Origin of the sequence: Pseudooceanicola sp. LIPI14-2-Ac024 (assembly GCF_042188925.1) — a bacterium.
Classification (GTDB): domain Bacteria; phylum Pseudomonadota; class Alphaproteobacteria; order Rhodobacterales; family Rhodobacteraceae; genus Pseudooceanicola.
The window spans coordinates 1,940,103-1,958,092 of record NZ_CP170102.1 but is presented as its reverse complement, the minus strand read 5'-3'; the positions used below and the strand labels follow the sequence as shown (position 1 = coordinate 1,958,092).

The window sequence follows — 17,990 nt, the reverse complement described above, 5'->3', positions numbered from 1 at the left end:
GACCACCCCATGCCCAATCCCCTGACCATCGCCCTGACCGCGCCCGGCATGATGGGTGCCGGCATCGGCGCCCGCCTCGCGCAGCATGGCTGCCGGGTCATCGTTCCGCTCGAAGACCGCTCACAGGCCAGCCGCGACCGTGCCAAGCGCGCCGGGATGCAGCACGCGCCGTGGGAAGAACTGGGGCAGGCCGACATGATCCTGTCGGTCGTCTCGCCCGAACACGCGGAGGCGACGGCCGAACTGATCGCAGTCAACAACCCGGGCTCCAGGGCGCTCTTCGCCGATCTGAACGCCATCACGCCGGACCGGGCGCGGCGCATCCAGACCATCGTCGAAGGCGCGGGGATGCGGTTTGCCGACGGCGGCATCATCGGCCCGCCGCCGGGCAACGGGGTCGATCCGGTGGTCTACCTGTCCGGCGCCGCGGCGGCAGATGCCGGCGGGCTCCGGGCCTATGGCCTGCGGACCGAGGTGCTGCACGGTCCGGTCGGTGAGGCCTCGGCGCTGAAGCTTTCCTATGCCGGGATCACCAAGGGACTGGCGGCGCTTGGCGCCACGATGATGCTCGCCGCCGCGCGGGCCGGTGTCGAGGAACAGTTGATGGCCGAACTGGCCGAGAGCCAGCCGGGCCTGTCGCAGGGCTTTGCCCGGTCGATCCCGGGCATGCTGCCCAAGTCGGGCCGCTGGGTCAGCGAGATGCACGAGATCGCCGCCTTCATCGGCGAGGGCCAGCCCGAGCACGGCATCTACCGCGCGGTGGCACAGCTCTACGAACGGCTCTGGGACGCGCATGGCTGCGACGGCGAAGAGGCCGAGGTGCTGCGCGAGCTGACCGGGGGACGGTGAGGGGGCTTTGGTCTTGGCGGGTGCGGGTGGGGTGGAACCCCGCCCCACAACACAGTCCGGCCCCGCGACGCCTCACTCCGTCAGGCAGTTGAAGTAGTACCGCCCGTTTTCCATGATCGCGCCCTCGATCACCTTCTCGAACCCGGGATAGAGCCTCCACCACGCCTCGAGCGCCCGGATGTAGGCGAGTGTCGCGCCATCATCGGTGCCGAAGCGTTCGCCCGGCATGACGATGGGAATGCCCGGCGGGTAGGGGATCACCCCGACGGCCGAGATCCGGCCGGCGAGGTCGTCGACCAGCACCAGTTCGCTCTGTCCCTTGATGAACCGCTGGTTGGCGGCGCGGGGCAGCAGGGCGGGTTCGGGCAGTTCCTCGTAGGCCAGGCTTTCCGCGGCCGAGATGTTGTGCTCGCGCATGTCGGCCCACATCTCATTCGCGAAATCACGCAGGCCCTTGCCGCCGTAGCGGTCCGGATCCATCGCGACGATGCCGGGCAGGGTCTCTTCTATCGGGGCATTGGCGTCGTAATCGCGCTTGAAGTCGATCAGCGCGTTGACCAGCGTGCCCCACTTGCCCTTGGTCACGCCCATCGAGAACAGGAACAGCACCATGTGCGGTGTCGTCCGCGACGGCACGATCCCGCGTTTCGAGATGTAGGCCGTCACCACGTCGCCGGGAATGCCCCAGTCCTCGAGCGATCCGTCCGGCGCCATGCCGGGGCAGAGCACGCCGTATTTCAGCGGATCGAGCATGCACCAGTCGTCGGGCAGGTGGTCGAAGCCGTGCCAGGCCTCGCCCGCCTTGAGCGTCCAGGCCGATTGTTCGCGCACCAGCAGCTCGACCGGGGCATCGGCGAAATCGTAGGTCTCGCCCGAGACGCTGTCGGTGACGCTGGGCGCGTTCCAGCTGTCGAAGAACCATTCGTCCTGCTCGGCATACTGCCGCCTGACCCGCATCACGGTCTGCCGGCAGCGCACGGCTTCCGAGATCGTATCCTCCAGCAGCGTTTCGCCCGCGCCGTGATCCATCATCGCCGCCGAGATCTCGTTCGAGGCGATCATCGGGTAGAACGGGGAGGTCGAGCTTTGAGCGCAGTAGGCCTCGTTGAAGGCGTGCTCCGAGATCGCGCCCTTGCCGTTGCGGACGTGGATGAAGGACGACTGCGACATTGCCGCCAGCATCTTGTGGGTCGAGTGCGTGACGAAGATCGTCGGCGCGTCCTCGGGGTGGTCGGCCGGGTCGCCGCGCAGCCCATAGTGGTCGGCATAGACCGGGTGGAACCGGGCATAGGCATACCATGCCTCGTCCAGGTGGATGCGGTCGGCGCTGTCCTTCAGCCGGTCCTCGACGCCGACGGAGTTGTAGCACATGCCGTCGTAGGTGCAGTTGGTGACGACCGCGTAGGCGGGGGTCTGGTCCTCGGCCTTGGCGGCGAAGGGGTTCGCCTTGATCCGGGCCTTGATCGACTTGGCGGTCATGTCGTCGGGATGGATCGGGCCGATCACGCCGTAGCGGTTGCGCTTGGCCTGAAGGAACACCGGCACCCCGCCGGACGCGATCAGCCCCTGTTCGATGGACTTGTGGCAGTTCCGGTCGCAGATCGCGATCTGCCCCTCGCCGACCGCGGCGGTAAAGATCGTGCGGTTGGAGCCGGAGGTGCCGTTCAGCATGCAGTAGCTCTGCTCGGCACCGAAGACGCGGGCGGCGTAGCGTTCGCTTTCGCCGATCGGCCCGGTGTGTTCAAGAAGCGAGCCGATGGCGGCGCGCTCGATGCCCATGTCGTTGCGGAACACCTCTTCGCCGTAGGTCTCCTTGAAGACGTGCCCGACGCGCGACCGGCTGTAGGCGACGCCGCCCTGGTGGCCGGGCGCGGCCCAAGGGTACTCGGCGTCCAGCCGGTATTCCATCAGCGTGCGGGTCAGCGGCGGCAGGAAGTTGTCGAGGTAATGCTCGAGCGCCAGCATGATCCGCTGGGCGATGAAGGGGGGATAGTCCTCGAGCGTCCAGACGTATTCATCGGCGCACTGGGCCAGGTCCACGACGTGCTCGGGCGGGATCGGCCGGTCGGCCAGCAGCACGATCGGCAAACGCGGATCGCGGCGCTTGATCTCGCGCATGAGCGACAGCACCTCGTCCGATGACGCCTCGTCCACGGCGGCATCGGTCCAGTCGATCATCACCAGGTGCACGGCGGGTTCCGAGAAGACGACAGACCGGGCGGCCTCGATGCTGTCGACGACCAGGGTTTCGAGCTCGTGTTCCTCGAGCGTGTCCAGGACCTCTTCCATCCGGCCGGCCGAGTAGCTTTCGGTCGGGTCGAACGGGTCGAGGTAGAGGATCTTGGAGGTGACGAACTGGCGGATGGAATTGAACATGGGGTGTTCCTTCACGTGTCAGGGCCGGCCGCACGGGCCGGCTCGGCGTGGCGCGCCCTCCCCGTCGGGGGAGGGCGCCCATGATCACTCGGTGGCGGCCGGTGCGGTCTCGCCAGTCTCGCCGCCCTCGGCGGGGGCGGTGGTGATGGTGCCGCTCGATGTGTCGGCACCGGTCCCGGTCACCTGATGCGGGCTCAGCCCGCCGAAGCCGCGTGGCGGGAACAGCCGGCCGGCGCCCTCCTGCTGCCGACGTTCGAGGATCTCCTGGATCTGCAGGTTGCGGTAGGCGCCCTGCAGTTCCGGGTAATCCTCGATCGAGGGTTCGTGGTGGAACGGCTGCCAGACCACCAGCAGGACGATCAGCGCGACGATCGCCACGATGATCCAGCTTTCCCAGAGGTGCTCCTGCCACTCGTCCTTGGAGTATTCCGGTTCCATGTCACATCTCCTTCGCGACAGGTTTCTGCGGCACAAGCTTGGACTTGCCGGACTGGTTGAAGGCGAACATCAGCGTGATGATTGTCACGAAGACGAAGGACCAGACCACCTGGCTGCTGTCCGATCCGACGATCGCCCAGGACGAATAGACCACGGCGATCACGATCACCGCGTTCCAGAACCAGCGGCTTGCGCCGAACTCCTTCTCGCCGAGGATCTTCAGCGAGGAGGCGGTGTAGATGTAGGGCAGCAGCGTCATGATGACCGCGATTGACGAGATCGCCGCGAACTGGTCCGCCGCGGTCGGAGAGATCGTCAGCAGGCAGATCACGGTCATCGCGACGGCGATGGCGATCAGGCCCGGTGCGGGCACGCCGATGGCGTTGGTCTTGGCGAAGAACTTCGGAAACAGCCCGTCATCCGCCGCCGCCTTGGCGGTCTGTCCGACCACCAGCGTCCAGCCGCCGAGCGAGCCGAGGCAGCCCGCCGCGGCGCAGATCGCCACGAGGTAGCCCGCCCAGGGGCCCAGCATGATCTCCCACGCGTCCGAGAAGGGCGCGGCCGAGGCCACCAGTTCCGCGTTCGGGATGATCCCCATGATCGCGGTCGAGGACAGGATGTAGGCCACTGCCGCGATGCCGACGCCGCCCAGGGTGGCGATCGGCACGTTCTTCTTGGGGTTCTTCACCGTCCCCGCGACCACGGCCGCGGTCTCGACCCCGAGGAAGGCCCAGAGCGTCACGTTCAGGATCGACTGGATGGCCGAGACGGTAGAGCCGCCCGACACGTTCCAGGCCGACATGTAGGTGTCGCCGCTGAACCAGAACCAGCCGAAGATCGCGGTGCCGAAGATCGGCAGGAAGACGAGCGAGGTGGTGTAGCTCTGCACCGTCGTCACCAGCTTCGGCCCGAGGATGTTGATGAAGGTGAAGAGCCAGATCACCCCGATGGCCGCGACGGCCGACAGGAAGGGCGTGTTGATGAACGGCAGGAAGTAGGCGAGGTAGCCGACCCCGATGATCGCCATGGCGATGTTGCCGGTCCAGCCCGCCAGCCAGTAGACCAGGTTGGTCTGGTAGCCCATGTAGTTGCCCAGGCCCTTCTTGACGTAGGCATAGGAGCCGCCCGCGCTGTCGTCGAACGAGGCGAACTTGGCATAGACGATGGCCAGCGACATGGCGCCGATGATCGTCACCACCCAGCCGTAGATCGCGACCCCGCCGACCGCCGCCAGGCTTGAGGGAAGGAGGAAGACCCCCGACCCCATGATGTTGCCGCAGACCATCAGCGTGGCGGCGACGACACCAACCGTTCTTCCATCTTCTGCCATCTTGTCCCTCTCTCTCTAGCCGGATTTGAGAACCAGAAGTCTGTATTGCCCCGCGTGCGCCTCGACGCCGTGGGTGTCGTGTTCAAAGCCGGGGAAGGCCTTGTCGAACTCCTGCAGCGACCGCAGGTAACCGATCACCGCGCCGTCGCTGTCCCCCGCGCGCTCGCCCGGCATCAGCAGCGGGATGCCCGGCGGATAGGGCACGACGCCGGTGGCGACGGTGCGCCCGGCAAGACCGTCGAGATCGACGTATTCGACCTCGTTCCGCACCAGCCGTTCGTAGGCCTCGACCGGCGGGAACTCGGGTTCCGGCAGGGTGGCAAAGGCCTCGGACATGAAACGGGTGGTCTGCAGTTCTGTCATGGCCGCGAACATCTCGTCGCAGAGATCGCGCAGGCCCATGGCGGCGTAGCGGTTGGGGTGCGACAGGACGAGGCTCGGCAGGCACTTGGCCAGCGGCGCGTTGCGGTCGTAATCGGCCTTGAAGTCGAGCATGCCGTTCAGGAGCGTGCTCCACTTGCCCTTGGTGATCCCGATGGAGAAGAGGAAGAGCACCGTGAAATCAGTGGTCTTCTCGTTCACCGTGCCGCGCTCGCCGAGGTAGGCGGTCAGAATCGCGGCCGGGATGCCGCTGTCGGCCAGCACGCCCGAGGGCGAGATGCCGGGCGTGTAGACCGAGACCTTGATCGGGTCGAGCAGGCACCAGCCGTCGTCCAGCCCCTCGAACCCGTGCCAGTCGTCGCCGGGGTTCAGGTGCCAGACCTCGGGATGGTCGGCGAGGTAGTCGGGCGCGGCCTCGTGGAACTTCTGCCGGCCGCCGTCCGGGGTGGAGACCTCGATGGGCTGCCAGCAGGTGAAGAACCAGCTGCCCTTGGCGGCGAAATCGTCATGCAGCCGGGCCACGCGCTGGCGGAAATGGATCGCCTCGAGGATGCTGTCGCGGGTCAGCCGTTCGCCATCGCGGTCCATCATCGCCGCCGACACGTCGCACGAGGCGATCACCGGATAGAGCGGCGAGGTCGAGGCATGCATCATGAAGCTTTCGTTGAAGCGGTCATGGTCGATGCTGTTCCGCCCGTCGCGGATGTGGATCATCGAGGCCTGGCTGAGCGCCGCCAGCAGCTTGTGCGTCGACTGGGTGGCAAAGACGGTCGGGCCGGAGTCGTCATGTTCGGCCGCCGCGCCGTGCATGGCGAAGCGGCCGGCGTAGAACGGATTGAACCGGGCATAGCCGTACCACGCCTCGTCGAAATGCAGGCGGTCGACATGGGCGCCCAGGATCTCCTCGACCCGGGCGACGTTGTAGCAGAGCCCGTCATAGGTCGAATTGGTGATGATCGCGTGCACCGGGTCGCGCTCGACCTCGTCGGTCAGCATCGCGTTGGCCGCGATGCTCTTGCGGATGTACTCCGGCGTCAGGCGCGACGGCGGGATCGGGCCGATGATGCCCATGCCGTTCCGAGACGGCACCATGTAGACCGGCGAGGCCCCCGACATGGTCATCGCGTGTTCGACCGACTTGTGGCAGTTGCGGTCGCAAAGCGCGATCTGGCCGCGCGTCACGCTCGACATCAGGATGACCCGGTTCGAGGTCGAGGAGCCGTTGGTCACGTAATAGGTCCGGTCCGATCCGAAGACCGTGGCGGCATAAGCTTCGCCCGCCCCGATGGGGCCGCTGTGATCGAGCAGCGAGCCAAGCGCCCCGACCGAGATCGACAGGTCGTTGCGCAGCAGGTTCTCGCCGAAGAACTCGAAGAACGCGCGCCCGGCAGGGGATTTGAGGAAGCCGGTGCCGCCGGTGTGGCCGGGGGTGTGCCAGCTGTATTCGTGCTGCCGGTTGAAGGCGACCATGGCGCCGAACATCGGCGGCAGCACCTTTTCGCGGTAGCGTTCGGCGGCGGCGATGATCCGGCCCGCCATGAATTCGGCCGTGTCCTCGAAGAGGTAGATGAAGTCGTCGCCCTTGGTCAGGATGTCGGCATCCAGGTCCTCGGCCCGCAGGTCGGTCGCAGCCAAGAAGATCGGGACATCCGCGTTCAGGTGCCGCACGCTGGTGAGGAAGCTGCGCAGGTCCTCGATGTCGGTGGCCTGGTCGATGGCCACGCAGATCACCTGGATCGAGAAGTCGAGCGCGACCTGTTCCGCGGCGTCGCTGAAACCGGCGGCTCGCGTCACGCGGGAAATCTCGTATCCGTCGAGGTTGCCGAGGATTTCGTCCATCCGCCCCCCAGCGGCCGGGGACATCGTGGCCGGAAGCGCGGCCAGAACGTGGAACGGTATCTTCACCTGATCCTCCTGCGCGGAGTCGGGCCCTCGAACAAACAGGTTCAAATCAAGAAATACCCCGGGCCCAATGCCCGGGTTAACCAAACGTTAAGTATAGGTAGCCCGGTGTTTTTGCCGGGTCTAGCTTTTTGTTTGCATAGCCAATTTTTCGCTTTTGCGCGGCTGGCCGGGCCTAGTCCTGCCCCGTGACCTTGGCCAGTGCGGGGAAGTATTCCGCCCCGAACCCCGCGGCGCGGGCGACCTGCAGTCGGCGTTCCGCCAGCTCTGCCCCCGGCGCCGCGATCCCCGCCTCGCGCGCGAGGTCGAGCGCATAGCTCACGTCCTTGAGCGCGTAGTCGGTGGGAAAGGCGCCTTCGGGGAAATCGCCGGGCAGCATCGCCTTCATCCCATGGTTGCGCAGGGCAAAGCTGTCGGCCGATCCCTTGGACAGCACGTCGAACAGCAGCTTGCCGTCCATCCCGGCCGCCTTGCCAAGTGCCAGCGCCTCGGACAGGGCGACGACGGTTTCGAAGAGCACCATGTTGTTGAGGATCTTGGCGACCTGCCCGCAGCCGACCGGCCCGCAGTGGGTCACATCGCTGGCGGCCAGGTTCAGCCAATGCAGCGCGCGGCGGTACTGCTCGGCCGTGCCGCCCACCATGATCGACAGCGTGCCCGCCTCGGCCGCGGCGCGGGTGCGGGCGACCGGTGCGTCGACCCATTCGATGCCCTTCGCCGCCATCGCCGCCGCAATCTCGCGCGTCAGGCCGACGGGGGCCGTGGTCATGTCGACCACCATCAGCCCGGCGCGCCCGGTCTCGATGATGCCGCCGGGGCCGCGGGCGACGCGGTCGAGCTCGGGCCCGCCGGGGAGCGACAGGAAAAGGATGTCGACCTCGGCCGCCATCGCCCCGACCGACGCGGCAGGGCGCGCGCCAAAGGCCTTGAGCCGCTCCATCGGTTCTGGCGAAAGGTCGAAGACCTGCGCCTTGGCGCCCGATTTCAGGATCATGTTGCGGCAGATGGGTTCGCCCATCACGCCGAGTCCGGCAAATCCGATGCTGTCCATGGTCCGCTCCTCCGTCCGTTTCAGCGGCAGCTAGGCAGAGGGCGCGGGCCAAGGCAACGGGGTTTCAGGCCTTTTCAGATGCGAGGTCGGCGAGGATCGGGCAGTCCGGCCGGGTGTCGCCGTGGCAGGCATGCACAAGCCCGCGCAGGGTGTCGCGCATCGACTGCAGTTCGGCGATCTTGGCTTCGATCTGGTCGAGGTGCGTCATCGCGATCTCGCGCACCTCGGCGCTGGTGCGGGCCTTGTCGTCGTAAAGCGCCAGCAGCGCACGGCATTCGTCGATCGAGAACCCCAGCGACCGGGCGCGGCCGAGGAAGGCCAGGGTATGGACCTCGCTGTCGGCATAGTCGCGGTAGCCGTTGTCCTTCCGGTCCGGCGCGATCAGACCGATCTCTTCGTAGTATCGGATCGTCTTGGCCGGCAGGCCGGTGCGGGTGGCGGCGTCCTTGATGTTCATCGGGGCCTCATTCGGCTGGGGCCGCGGCGGGCGCGGCCATGGCAGGTGTTGGATGCGCGGCTGCGGCCGGGCGCATGGCCCTGAGCCGGAGCGCGTTGCCGAGCACGAAGAGCGACGACAGCGCCATCGCCCCCGCCGCCAGCATCGGCGACAGCAGCAGGCCGGTCGCGGGATCGAGCACCCCGGCGGCGACCGGGATCAAAAGGGTGTTGTAGCCGAACGCCCAGAACAGGTTCTGCCGGATGTTCGCCATCACGCGGGCCGACACCGCGAGCGCGGTGACCACCGCCTCGGGATCTCCCGACATCAGCACGACGTCGGCGCTTTCGATGGCGATGTCGGTGCCGGTGCCCATGGCGATGCCGACGTCGGCGCGGGCCAGCGCCGGGGCGTCGTTGATCCCGTCGCCGACAAAGGCCGCGGGGCCGAGGTCCGCCTGCAGTGCGGCAATGGCCTCGGGCTTGTCGACGGGCAGCAGCTCGGCCCGCGCCTCGTCCAGCCCAAGCTCCCGCGCCACGGCGCGGGCGGTGGCGGCGGTGTCGCCGGTCAGCATGACGGTGCGGATGCCGCGTGCCCTGAGCGCAGAGATGGCAGCGCGGGCCGTCGGTTTCACCGGGTCCGCAACGCCGATCAGCGCCGCGGCGCGGCCGTCGATTGCGACGTAGAGCGGGGTGCGTCCCCGCGCGGCCAGCGCATCGGCCGCCGGGGTCAGCGCGTCGTGGTCGATCCCCTCGCGCGCCATCAGCCGCGCGGCGCCGATCAGGATCGCCCGGCCCTCGACGGTGGCGGACAGGCCGAAGCCCGGATCGGCCTGCATGTCGTGCGCCTGCGGCAGGGGGCTCGCGTCGCGGGCGGCGGCAGCCTCGACCACGGCGCGGGCGAGGGGGTGTTCCGATCCGGCCTCGGCGGCGGCGGCGAGGCGTAGCACCTCGGCCGCGTCGAACCCCGCGAGGACGTCGAGATCGGTCAGCGCCGGGCGCCCCTCGGTCAGGGTGCCGGTCTTGTCGAAGGCCACGGCCCGGACGCCCTGCAGCGATTGCAGCGCGTCGCCCCGGCGGAAGAGCACGCCAAGCGCGGCGGCCCGGCCGGTGCCCACCACGATCGAGGTCGGCGTCGCGAGCCCCATGGCGCAGGGGCAGGCGATGATGAGGACCGACACGGCGGCGGTGACGGCGAAGGGCAGGGAGGGGCCGAACACCAGCCAGGCGAGGAAGGTCAACGCGGCCAGACCCAGCACTACGGGCACGAACCACAGGGTGATCCGGTCGACCAGCGACTGGATCGGCAGGCGTGTGGCCTGCGCGTCCTCGACCATCGCGACGATCCGGGCCAGCGCGGTGTCGCGGCCCACCCGGTCGGCCCTGAGGCGAAGGGCGCCGTTGCGGTTGACGGTGCCGCCCGTGACGCTGTCACCCTCGGCCTTGGCGGCGGGGATCGGCTCACCGGTCAGCATGCTTTCGTCCACGTGGCTGCTGCCCGACAGAACGGTGCCGTCAACGGGGACAGTTTCGCCCGGACGCAGCAGGACGACATCGCCGACCGCCACGGCATCGATGGCGATCTCAAGCGGCTGGCCGTCGCGTTCGACGCGGGCGACCTGCGGGCGCAGGCCGATCAGCTTGCGGATCGCCTCGCCCGCGCGGCCCTTGGCCCGCGCTTCCAGCCAACGGCCCAGCAGGATCAGGACCACGATCACCGCCGCGGATTCGAAGTAGACCGCCTGCGCGCTGTCCGGCAGCAGCCCGGGGGCAAAGGTGACCACCGTCGAATAGCCCCAGGCGGCGAGGGTGCCGAGGGCGACGAGCGAATTCATCTCGGGCGCGCCGCGGAAGAGGGCAGGCAGGCCGAGGGTGTAGAAGCGGCGGCCGGGGCCGACGAGGATCGCGGTGGTCAGGACGAACTGGATGACCCGCCACGCCTGCATCCCGATGGTGCCGGCGATCCAGTGGTGCAGCGCGGGAAAGAGGTGGCCGCCCATCTCGCCCAGGAACACCGGCAGCGCCAGCAAAGCGGCAAGAAGGGTGGCCTGTTTCAGGGTCTCGGCCTCGGCCGCCTTGCGGTCGGCGGCGGGTGGCGTGTCGCCCTGCGGCCGGGCGGCGTATCCGGCGGCGGTGCTGGCGGCGGCGATGTCCACTGGCTGCACCGCGCCGTCGAGGTAGCGCACGCTGGCGCTGTCGGTGGCCAGGTTGACCTCGGCCGAAAGGACGCCGGGCACCGCCTCGAGCGCGCGGGTGACGCGACCGGCGCAGCTGGCGCAGGTCATCCCATCGACGATCAGCCGCGTCTCGGCCTGCCGGGCCGGATAGCCCGCGGTGGCCAGGGCGGCGCTGAGCGCGGCGGGGGAGGCGGGGGCGTCGAAGCGCACCCGCGCGGTTTCCGCGGCCAGGTTCACCACGGCCTCGGAGACGCCGTCGACGCCCGCCAGCGCCTTCAGCGCGCGGCCGGCGCATCCTGCGCAGCTCATGTTGTCGATGCCGAAGCTGAGGTCTGTCATGGGTCTTGTCCTTCCGTCACAGGGCGGGAGTCGGCCCTGCGACACATCACATAAGGGTTCCAGTCACTGGAAGGTCAAGAGCCCGTGCGGGGGTAATTGGCAATGGGCATTTGAAGGTCCGGAGTTGGCCGGCGGTCATTTCCGTTCGGAAAACCCGGCTGTGCGCGGCTGCCCGCGCGGAAGGGTTGCAATGCCGGACGGTTTGGGCTCAGCTTCCCGGAATTCGGCGCCGGAGGGGGAGGGCGCCCCGCAAGTCACTCAGAGGTATGCATGGCCGACGTCACCAGCCCCCCGTTCTTTGACGGGCACAACGACACCATTCTCAAGATCCTGATGGGCAAGGCGACCGTCCCGGACATCGTGCAGGGCTACGGGGCAGGCCACATCGACCTGCCGCGCGCGCGCAAGGGCGGCTTTGGCGGCGGTTTCTTCGCGATCTTCGTGCCCAGCCCGGCCGACAGTTCCGACCGGATGGAAAAGCTGAACGCCGGTGACTACGACCTTCCGCTGCCGGCCATGCTCGAACAGCCCGCCGCCCTCGAGTTCGTCAACCGCGGCTTCGAGGTCTTTGCCGACCTCGAAAGCGCCGGCGCGATCACCATCTGCCGAAGTGCGGGTGAAATCGCCGTCGCGCTGGAGGGCGAGACGATGGCCGCCGTTATGCACATCGAGGGCGCCGAGGCGATCGGCCCCGACCTGGCCGAACTCGAAGACCTTCATGCCCGGGGGCTGCGGTCGCTGGGCCCGGTCTGGTCGCGGCCGACGATCTTCGGAGAGGGCGTGCCGTTCCGATACCCTTCGACCGGCGATATCGGCAACGGGCTGACTGAGGCCGGCAAGCGGCTGGTCAAGGAATGCAACCGGCTGAAGATCATGATCGACCTCAGCCACCTGAACGAAAAGGGCATGGACGACGTCGCCGCGCTGTCGGACGCGCCGCTGGTCGCGACCCATTCCAACGCCTACGAGGTCTGCCCGCACGCGCGCAACCTGACCGACCGCCAGCTGGCCCAGATCGCCGAGAGCGACGGCATGGTCGGGATCAACCTCGCCTCGGGCTTCCTGCGGCCGGACGGACAGATGAACGGCGATTTCGAGCTTGACGTGCTGCTCCGTCATCTTGACCATCTGATCAAAAAGCTCGGAGAGGACCGTGTGGGCCTCGGTTCCGACTTCGACGGGGCGCTGGTGCCCAAGGGGATCGGGGATTGCGCGGGCCTGCCCAATTTGCGGGCAGCGATGACCGAACGCGGCGTCGACGCGCCGCTGATGACGAAACTGACCCACGGAAACTGGTTGCGCGTGCTGCGCAAAACGTGGGGTGAGTGATCGGCAAAAAGCCGACAGATGCAACCAAAAGGGAGTCTGCAAAATGAAACAATTCAAGAGCTTCACGTCGCTGGCGGTCACCGCCGCGCTGCTTGGCTCGGCCGCGCCGATGGCGATGGCCGCCACGCCGGACAACATGCTCGTGATCGCCAACCGGATCGATGACATCAAGACCTTCGACCCGGCCGAAAGCTTTGAATTCGCGGGCGCAGACGTCTCGCGGAACGTCTACGAGAAACTGGTCAACTTCGACCCGATGGACCTCGACGCCGGCTACGCGCCCGAGATCGCCGAAAGCTGGGAGCTGAGCCAGGACGGCAAGACGATCACCTTCAAGATCGCCGAAGGCCACGTCTTCTCGTCCGGCAACCCGGTGACCGGCAAGGACGTCGTCTATTCGCTGCAGCGGGCCGTCAAGCTCGACAAGACGCCGTCGTTCATCCTGACCCAGTTCGGCTTTACCGCCGACAACATCGAAGAGATGGTGCAGCTGGTCGACGACATGACCGTGTCGGTCACGCTCGACAAGCAGTACGCGCTTTCCTTCGTGCTGAACTGCCTGACCGCCACGATCGGCGGCATCGTGGACAGCGAGACCGTGATGGCCAACGAGGCCGATGGCGACATGGGCAACGAATGGCTGCGCACCAACTCCGCCGGCTCGGGCCCCTATATGGTCGCCCAGTGGAAGCCGAACGAAAGCGTCATGCTGGTTCTGAACGAGAACTACGGCGGCGAGGCTCCGGCGATGGAACGCGTCGTGGTGCAGCACATCCAGGAAAGCGCCACGCAGCGCCTGATGCTGGAACGCGGTGACATCGACGTCGCGCGCAACCTGTCGCCCGAGGACGTGGCGGGCCTGGCTTCGGTCGATGGCGTCAAGGTCGTCGACGAACTGCGCGGCCGCCTGATGTACTTCTCGGCCAACCAGAAGAACGAGATGCTGTCCGATCCCAAGGTGCTGGAAGCGCTGAAATACGCGACCGACTACCAGGGCATGGCCGACAGCTTCCTCAAGGGCCAGTACACCGTGCACCAGGCCTTCCTGCCGCTGACCTTCCTCGGCGCGCTCGAGGATCAGCCGTTCTCCTACGACATGGACGCCGCCAAGGCCGCGCTGGCCGAATCCGGCTTCCCGGACTGCGGCCCGATCAAGATCTCGGTGCGCGACGCGCAGGACCGCATGGACATCGGCCAGTCGCTGCAGAACACCTGGGGCGCCCTGGGCTGCGATGTCGAGCTGATCGTCGGCACCGGCGCGCAGACGCTGGATCGCTACCGTGCACGCGAGCATGACATCTACCTCGGCGCCTGGGGCCCGGACTATCCGGACCCGAACACCAACGCGGCCACCTTCGCCGAGAACCCGGACAATGCCGACGATTCCGGCAACACCGGCTACCTCGCCTGGCGGAACGCGTGGGATATCCCTGAAATGTCGAAGGAAACCCAGGCGGCGGTCGTCGAGAACGACACCGACAAGCGGGCCGAGATGTACAAGGAAATCCAGAAGGAGCACCAGATGGTCAGCCCCTTCGGCGTGATGTTCCAGCAGATCGAACAGAACGCGATGGCCGAAAACGTCGCGAACTTTGTCGCCGGTGGCGCAACGACAGCGGTTTCGTACTGGGTCATCACGAAGTAAGGGACCGCGACTCGAAACACAGCGAACGGGCGGCCAAGGTCGCCCGTTTCCATTACAGGGTGGGTGTTATGCTAGTAACTCTGACAGGCGGCGCCGCGCACAAGCGATGCCGCGCCATGGCGGGAGGCCTCCGATGAGCACCGCGACCACGGCCACGCGGCCGCTGATGCCGAAATGGCTCAAGAAGACGCTGGGCACGCTGGTGACGATCTCGATCACCCTGCTGGGCCTGCTCTTCGTTACCTTCATGATCGGCCGCGTGATGCCGATCGACCCCGTCCTCGCCGTGATCGGCGAACGCGCCAGCCAGGCGCAGTACGAGGCGGTCTACCAGGAGCTCGGGCTGGACAAGCCGCTCCTCGTCCAGTTCATCGGCTACATCGGTGACGTGCTGCAGGGCGACTTCGGGCGCTCCATCCGCACCGGCCAGCCGGTGGCCGAGGACATCAAGCGCGTCTTCCCCGCCACGCTGGAGCTCGCCACGCTCGGCACGTTGCTCGGCGTGGTCCTCGGCGTGCCGCTTGGCGTGCTGGCCGCCGTGCGCCGCGGGTCCTGGATCGACCAGACCGCGCGGTTCGTGGGCCTCATCGGCTACTCGATGCCGATCTTCTGGCTGGGCCTGATGGGCCTGCTGGTGTTCTACGGCATCCTCGGCTGGGTCGCGGGACCGGGCCGGGTCGACATCTTCTACGACGGGATCGTCGAACCGATCACCGGCATGCTCCTGCTCGACAGCGCGCTGCGCGGTGAATGGGACGTGTTCTGGAACGCCTTTTCCCACATCATCCTGCCGGCCTGCCTGCTGGGCTACTTCAGTCTGGCCTACATCAGCCGGATGACCCGCAGCTTCATGCTGGAACAGCTGTCGTCGGAATACGTGACCACCGCGCGGGTCAAGGGCCTGTCGGAATGGCAGGTGGTCTGGCGCCACGCCTTCCGCAACATCCGCATCCAGCTGATCACGGTGATCGCGCTCAGCTATGCCAACCTGCTCGAAGGCTCGGTCCTGACCGAGATCATCTTTGCCTGGCCCGGGATCGGCAGCTACATCACCGTCTCGCTCCTGGCCAACGACATGAATGCCGTGCTCGGCGGGACCGTCGTGATCGGCGTGATCTTCGTTCTGCTGAACCTGTTCTCCGATCTTCTCTACCGCTTCTTTGATCCGAGGTCGAAATGAACACCGCGACCGAACGCTCCACCCTCAAAGCGTGGCTGCTGGCCGAGGAACCGACCTCGCGCCGCCAGGCACGCGCCGCGTCGTTCTACCAGGGCTGGCTGACCATGCGGTCGAACTGGCTGACCATGATCGGCCTCGGCATCCTGGTTTTCCTGATCCTCTGCGCGATCTTCGCGCCGCTGCTGGCGACCAACGATCCCTTCGCGCAGGACCTGGCCAACCGGCTCAAGCCGCCGTTCTGGGAAGGCCACATCTTCGGCACCGACAGCCTCGGGCGCGACATTTACTCCCGGTTGCTCTACGGCGCGCGGATCTCGATCTACATCGTCCTGCTGGTGGCCGCCGTCGCGCCACTGGTCGGGCTGATGATCGGCACCATCGCGGGCTATGCCGGGGGCGTGACCGACACGATCCTGATGCGGATCACCGACATCTTCCTGGCCTTCCCGCGCCTCGTGCTGGCGCTGGCCTTCGTCGCCGCCCTCGGCGCCGGGATCGAGAATGCGGTGCTGGCCATCGCGCTGACCGCCTGGCCGCCCTACGCCCGGATCGCCCGGGCCGAGACGCTGACCATCCGCAATTCGGACTTCATCGCGGCCATCCGCCTGCAGGGGGCCGGTCCGATCCGGATCATCACCCGGCACATCTGGCCGCTCTGCATCTCGTCCCTGATCGTGCGCGTCACGCTCGACATGGCGGGGATCATCCTGACGGCCGCGGGCCTCGGCTTCCTCGGCCTCGGTGCGCAACCGCCCAGCCCGGAATGGGGCGCGATGGTTGCCGAGGGACGCAAGTACATCCTCGACTACTGGTGGGTTGCCACGATCCCGGGCCTCGCGATCTTCTCGCTGTCGCTCGCGTTCAACCTGATCGGCGACGGCCTGCGCGACGTGCTCGACCCGAAGGGGGGTGAATGATGACCGACAAGCTGATCGACGTCGAAAACCTCTGGGTCAAGTTCCCCACCCGCAGCGGCGAATTCGACGCCGTGCGCGGCATCTCGTTCTCGCTCGGCCGGGAACGGCTGGGGATCGTGGGCGAGTCGGGCTCGGGCAAGTCGATGACCGGCCGGGCCATCCTCAAGCTGATCCGCGCACCGGGCCGGATCGAGGCCGACAAGCTCGAGATGACCGGCATCGACGTGCTGAACGCCAGCGAAAAGCAGATGCGGTCGCTGCGCGGGCATCATGCCTCGATGATCATGCAGGACCCCAAGTTCTCGCTGAACCCGGTGATGACCGTGGGCCAGCAGATCATCGAGGCGCTGCAGACGCACGAAAAGGTGTCGACCAGGGTCGCCCGCCAGCGTGCACTTGAGATGCTGGATGCCGTGGCGATCCGGAACCCCGAACGGGTGATCGACCTCTACCCGCACGAGGTCTCGGGCGGGATGGGGCAGCGGATCATGATCGCCATGATGCTGATCCCGAACCCCGAGATCCTGATCGCGGACGAACCGACCTCGGCGCTGGACGTTTCGGTCCAGTTGCAGGTGCTGGAGATCATGAACAAGCTCGTCGCCGAACGCGGCATGGGCCTGATCTTTATCAGCCACGACCTGAACCTGGTGTCGAACTTCTGCGACCGGATCATCATCATGTATGCCGGCCGGATCGTCGAGGTCTGCGAGGCCGGCAAGCTGCACGAGGCGACGCATCCTTACACCCGCGGCCTGCTGAACGCCGTGCCCGACCTGCAATCGCCGCGCGACCGGCTGGAGATGCTGCAACGCGATCCCGCCTGGCGCGAGGCCCCTTCCGTGAGTGCCCGCCTATGACCGCGATCCAGATCGAGAACCTGAACGTCTGGTTCGGCGAAGGCCCCGACCGGAACGATGCGGTGAAGTCCGTATCCTGCACGGTGGCCGAGGGCGAGAGCTTCGGCCTCGTCGGCGAATCCGGCTCCGGCAAGTCAACCGTGCTGCGCGCGGTCACCGGGCTGGTGCCGACCTGGGAGGGGACCATCCGGATCAACGGCAAGACCCTCGGCCGCAAGCGCGACCGTGAGTTCTACAAGACCGTCCAGATGGTGTTTCAGGATCCCTACGCCTCGCTGCATCCGCGCATGACCGTCGACGCGGTGCTGTCCGAGGTGCTGCAGCTGCACGGGTTCAAGGACATCGACAGCCGCATCGACCGGCTGCTGCGCGACGTGGGTCTCGGCGCCGGCTTCCGCTTCCGCTACCCGCACCAACTTTCAGGCGGGCAACGCCAGCGTGTCGCCATTGCCCGGGCACTGGCGCCCGAGCCGCGGATCCTCTTGCTGGACGAACCGACCTCGGCACTCGACGTGTCGGTGCAGGCGGAGATCCTGAACCTGTTGACCGACCTGCGGGCCGAACGGGGCCTGACCTACGTGATGGTCAGCCACGACCTCGGCGTCGTCGGGCACATGTGCGGCCAGATCGCCGTCATGCAGCATGGCGAGGTGGTCGAGGAGCTGGGCGTCGCCAACATGCGCGAGCTCAAGGCCGAGCACGCCTACACCCGGCACCTCCTCGACAGCTCGCTGCGCTCGGTGCGCTGAGGCCGCGGGAGAGACGGCGCGCCGTCTTTCCC

At 67.2% G+C, this 17,990-nt stretch carries 14 protein-coding genes; 7 read left to right on the top strand and 7 right to left on the bottom strand.

Annotation, left to right across the window (positions count from 1 at the left end):
* Nucleotides 1–9 precede the first annotated feature (9 nt).
* A complete protein-coding gene (locus tag ACE2AC_RS09560; RefSeq protein ID WP_375691863.1) occupies nucleotides 10–849 on the top strand; it encodes a DUF1932 domain-containing protein in 840 nt (279 codons plus the stop codon).
* 72 nt (nucleotides 850–921) lie between these two features.
* Here ACE2AC_RS09560 and ACE2AC_RS09555 read toward each other — a convergent pair whose 3' ends face one another.
* The 7 genes from ACE2AC_RS09555 to ACE2AC_RS09525 all read right to left on the bottom strand — a co-directional run bounded on the left by ACE2AC_RS09555 (nucleotide 922) and on the right by ACE2AC_RS09525 (nucleotide 11,278).
* Nucleotides 922–3,225, bottom strand: a complete 2,304-nt coding sequence (locus ACE2AC_RS09555) for an Orn/Lys/Arg decarboxylase N-terminal domain-containing protein (protein ID WP_375691862.1) — start codon at nucleotides 3,223–3,225, stop codon at nucleotides 922–924.
* Between the two features lie 84 nt (nucleotides 3,226–3,309).
* A complete protein-coding gene (locus ACE2AC_RS09550; RefSeq protein ID WP_375691861.1) occupies nucleotides 3,310–3,663 on the bottom strand; it encodes a hypothetical protein in 354 nt (117 codons plus the stop codon).
* Between the two features lies 1 nt (nucleotide 3,664).
* Entirely contained in the window at nucleotides 3,665–4,993 is a 1,329-nt protein-coding gene (adiC, locus tag ACE2AC_RS09545; RefSeq protein WP_375691860.1) for an arginine/agmatine antiporter, read from the bottom strand.
* Nucleotides 4,994–5,008: 15 nt separating this feature from the next.
* The gene (locus ACE2AC_RS09540) at nucleotides 5,009–7,279 is read right to left on the bottom strand and encodes an Orn/Lys/Arg decarboxylase N-terminal domain-containing protein (RefSeq protein ID WP_375691859.1); all 2,271 of its coding nucleotides are present in this window, start codon (nucleotides 7,277–7,279) and stop codon (nucleotides 5,009–5,011) included.
* Nucleotides 7,280–7,451: 172 nt separating this feature from the next.
* Entirely contained in the window at nucleotides 7,452–8,327 is an 876-nt protein-coding gene (locus ACE2AC_RS09535) for an NAD(P)-dependent oxidoreductase (RefSeq protein WP_375691858.1), read from the bottom strand.
* A 64-nt stretch (nucleotides 8,328–8,391) separates the two neighbouring features.
* The gene (gene cueR / locus ACE2AC_RS09530; protein WP_375691857.1) at nucleotides 8,392–8,784 is read right to left on the bottom strand and encodes a Cu(I)-responsive transcriptional regulator; all 393 of its coding nucleotides are present in this window, start codon (nucleotides 8,782–8,784) and stop codon (nucleotides 8,392–8,394) included.
* Nucleotides 8,785–8,791: 7 nt separating this feature from the next.
* Complete coding sequence (locus ACE2AC_RS09525; RefSeq protein WP_375691856.1) at nucleotides 8,792–11,278, bottom strand: heavy metal translocating P-type ATPase; 2,487 nt, start codon at nucleotides 11,276–11,278, stop codon at nucleotides 8,792–8,794.
* Nucleotides 11,279–11,548: 270 nt separating this feature from the next.
* On the opposite strand from ACE2AC_RS09525, the gene ACE2AC_RS09520 reads away from it, so the two are divergent.
* From ACE2AC_RS09520 to ACE2AC_RS09495, 6 genes are all read left to right on the top strand, one after another.
* Complete coding sequence (locus tag ACE2AC_RS09520; protein ID WP_375691855.1) at nucleotides 11,549–12,607, top strand: dipeptidase; 1,059 nt, start codon at nucleotides 11,549–11,551, stop codon at nucleotides 12,605–12,607.
* Between the two features lie 43 nt (nucleotides 12,608–12,650).
* Nucleotides 12,651–14,252 (top strand): ABC transporter substrate-binding protein, encoded by a 1,602-nt coding sequence (locus ACE2AC_RS09515; RefSeq protein ID WP_375691854.1) that lies wholly within the window; start codon nucleotides 12,651–12,653, stop codon nucleotides 14,250–14,252.
* Nucleotides 14,253–14,418: 166 nt separating this feature from the next.
* Nucleotides 14,419–15,432 carry an ABC transporter permease gene (locus tag ACE2AC_RS09510; RefSeq protein WP_375692086.1) on the top strand — a complete coding sequence of 338 codons (1,014 nt, stop codon included), beginning with the start codon at nucleotides 14,419–14,421 and terminating at the stop codon, nucleotides 15,430–15,432.
* Nucleotides 15,429–16,349, top strand: a complete 921-nt coding sequence (locus ACE2AC_RS09505) for an ABC transporter permease (RefSeq protein ID WP_375691853.1) — start codon at nucleotides 15,429–15,431, stop codon at nucleotides 16,347–16,349. The genes ACE2AC_RS09510 and ACE2AC_RS09505 overlap by 4 nt, the downstream gene beginning before the upstream one ends.
* Nucleotides 16,349–17,209, top strand: a complete 861-nt coding sequence (locus tag ACE2AC_RS09500) for an ABC transporter ATP-binding protein (RefSeq protein WP_375691852.1) — start codon at nucleotides 16,349–16,351, stop codon at nucleotides 17,207–17,209. The genes ACE2AC_RS09505 and ACE2AC_RS09500 overlap by 1 nt, the downstream gene beginning before the upstream one ends.
* Complete coding sequence (locus ACE2AC_RS09495) at nucleotides 17,206–17,958, top strand: ABC transporter ATP-binding protein (protein ID WP_375691851.1); 753 nt, start codon at nucleotides 17,206–17,208, stop codon at nucleotides 17,956–17,958. The genes ACE2AC_RS09500 and ACE2AC_RS09495 overlap by 4 nt, the downstream gene beginning before the upstream one ends.
* Nucleotides 17,959–17,990 lie beyond the last annotated feature (32 nt).

What these genes read in the sequence shown, in the direction of transcription:
- cueR (WP_375691857.1), bottom strand. Translation starts at nt 8,784, where the DNA reads ATGAACATCAAGGACGCCGCCACCCGCACCGGCCTGCCGGCCAAGACG.
- ACE2AC_RS09550 (WP_375691861.1), bottom strand. Translation starts at nt 3,663, where the DNA reads ATGGAACCGGAATACTCCAAGGACGAGTGGCAGGAGCACCTCTGGGAA.
- ACE2AC_RS09535 (WP_375691858.1), bottom strand. Translation starts at nt 8,327, where the DNA reads ATGGACAGCATCGGATTTGCCGGACTCGGCGTGATGGGCGAACCCATC.
- ACE2AC_RS09505 (WP_375691853.1), top strand. Translation starts at nt 15,429, where the DNA reads ATGAACACCGCGACCGAACGCTCCACCCTCAAAGCGTGGCTGCTGGCC.
- adiC (WP_375691860.1), bottom strand. Translation starts at nt 4,993, where the DNA reads ATGGCAGAAGATGGAAGAACGGTTGGTGTCGTCGCCGCCACGCTGATG.
- ACE2AC_RS09555 (WP_375691862.1), bottom strand. Translation starts at nt 3,225, where the DNA reads ATGTTCAATTCCATCCGCCAGTTCGTCACCTCCAAGATCCTCTACCTC.
- ACE2AC_RS09515 (WP_375691854.1), top strand. Translation starts at nt 12,651, where the DNA reads ATGAAACAATTCAAGAGCTTCACGTCGCTGGCGGTCACCGCCGCGCTG.
- ACE2AC_RS09520 (WP_375691855.1), top strand. Translation starts at nt 11,549, where the DNA reads ATGGCCGACGTCACCAGCCCCCCGTTCTTTGACGGGCACAACGACACC.
- ACE2AC_RS09525 (WP_375691856.1), bottom strand. Translation starts at nt 11,278, where the DNA reads ATGACAGACCTCAGCTTCGGCATCGACAACATGAGCTGCGCAGGATGC.
- ACE2AC_RS09560 (WP_375691863.1), top strand. Translation starts at nt 10, where the DNA reads ATGCCCAATCCCCTGACCATCGCCCTGACCGCGCCCGGCATGATGGGT.
- ACE2AC_RS09495 (WP_375691851.1), top strand. Translation starts at nt 17,206, where the DNA reads ATGACCGCGATCCAGATCGAGAACCTGAACGTCTGGTTCGGCGAAGGC.
- ACE2AC_RS09500 (WP_375691852.1), top strand. Translation starts at nt 16,349, where the DNA reads ATGACCGACAAGCTGATCGACGTCGAAAACCTCTGGGTCAAGTTCCCC.
- ACE2AC_RS09510 (WP_375692086.1), top strand. Translation starts at nt 14,419, where the DNA reads ATGCCGAAATGGCTCAAGAAGACGCTGGGCACGCTGGTGACGATCTCG.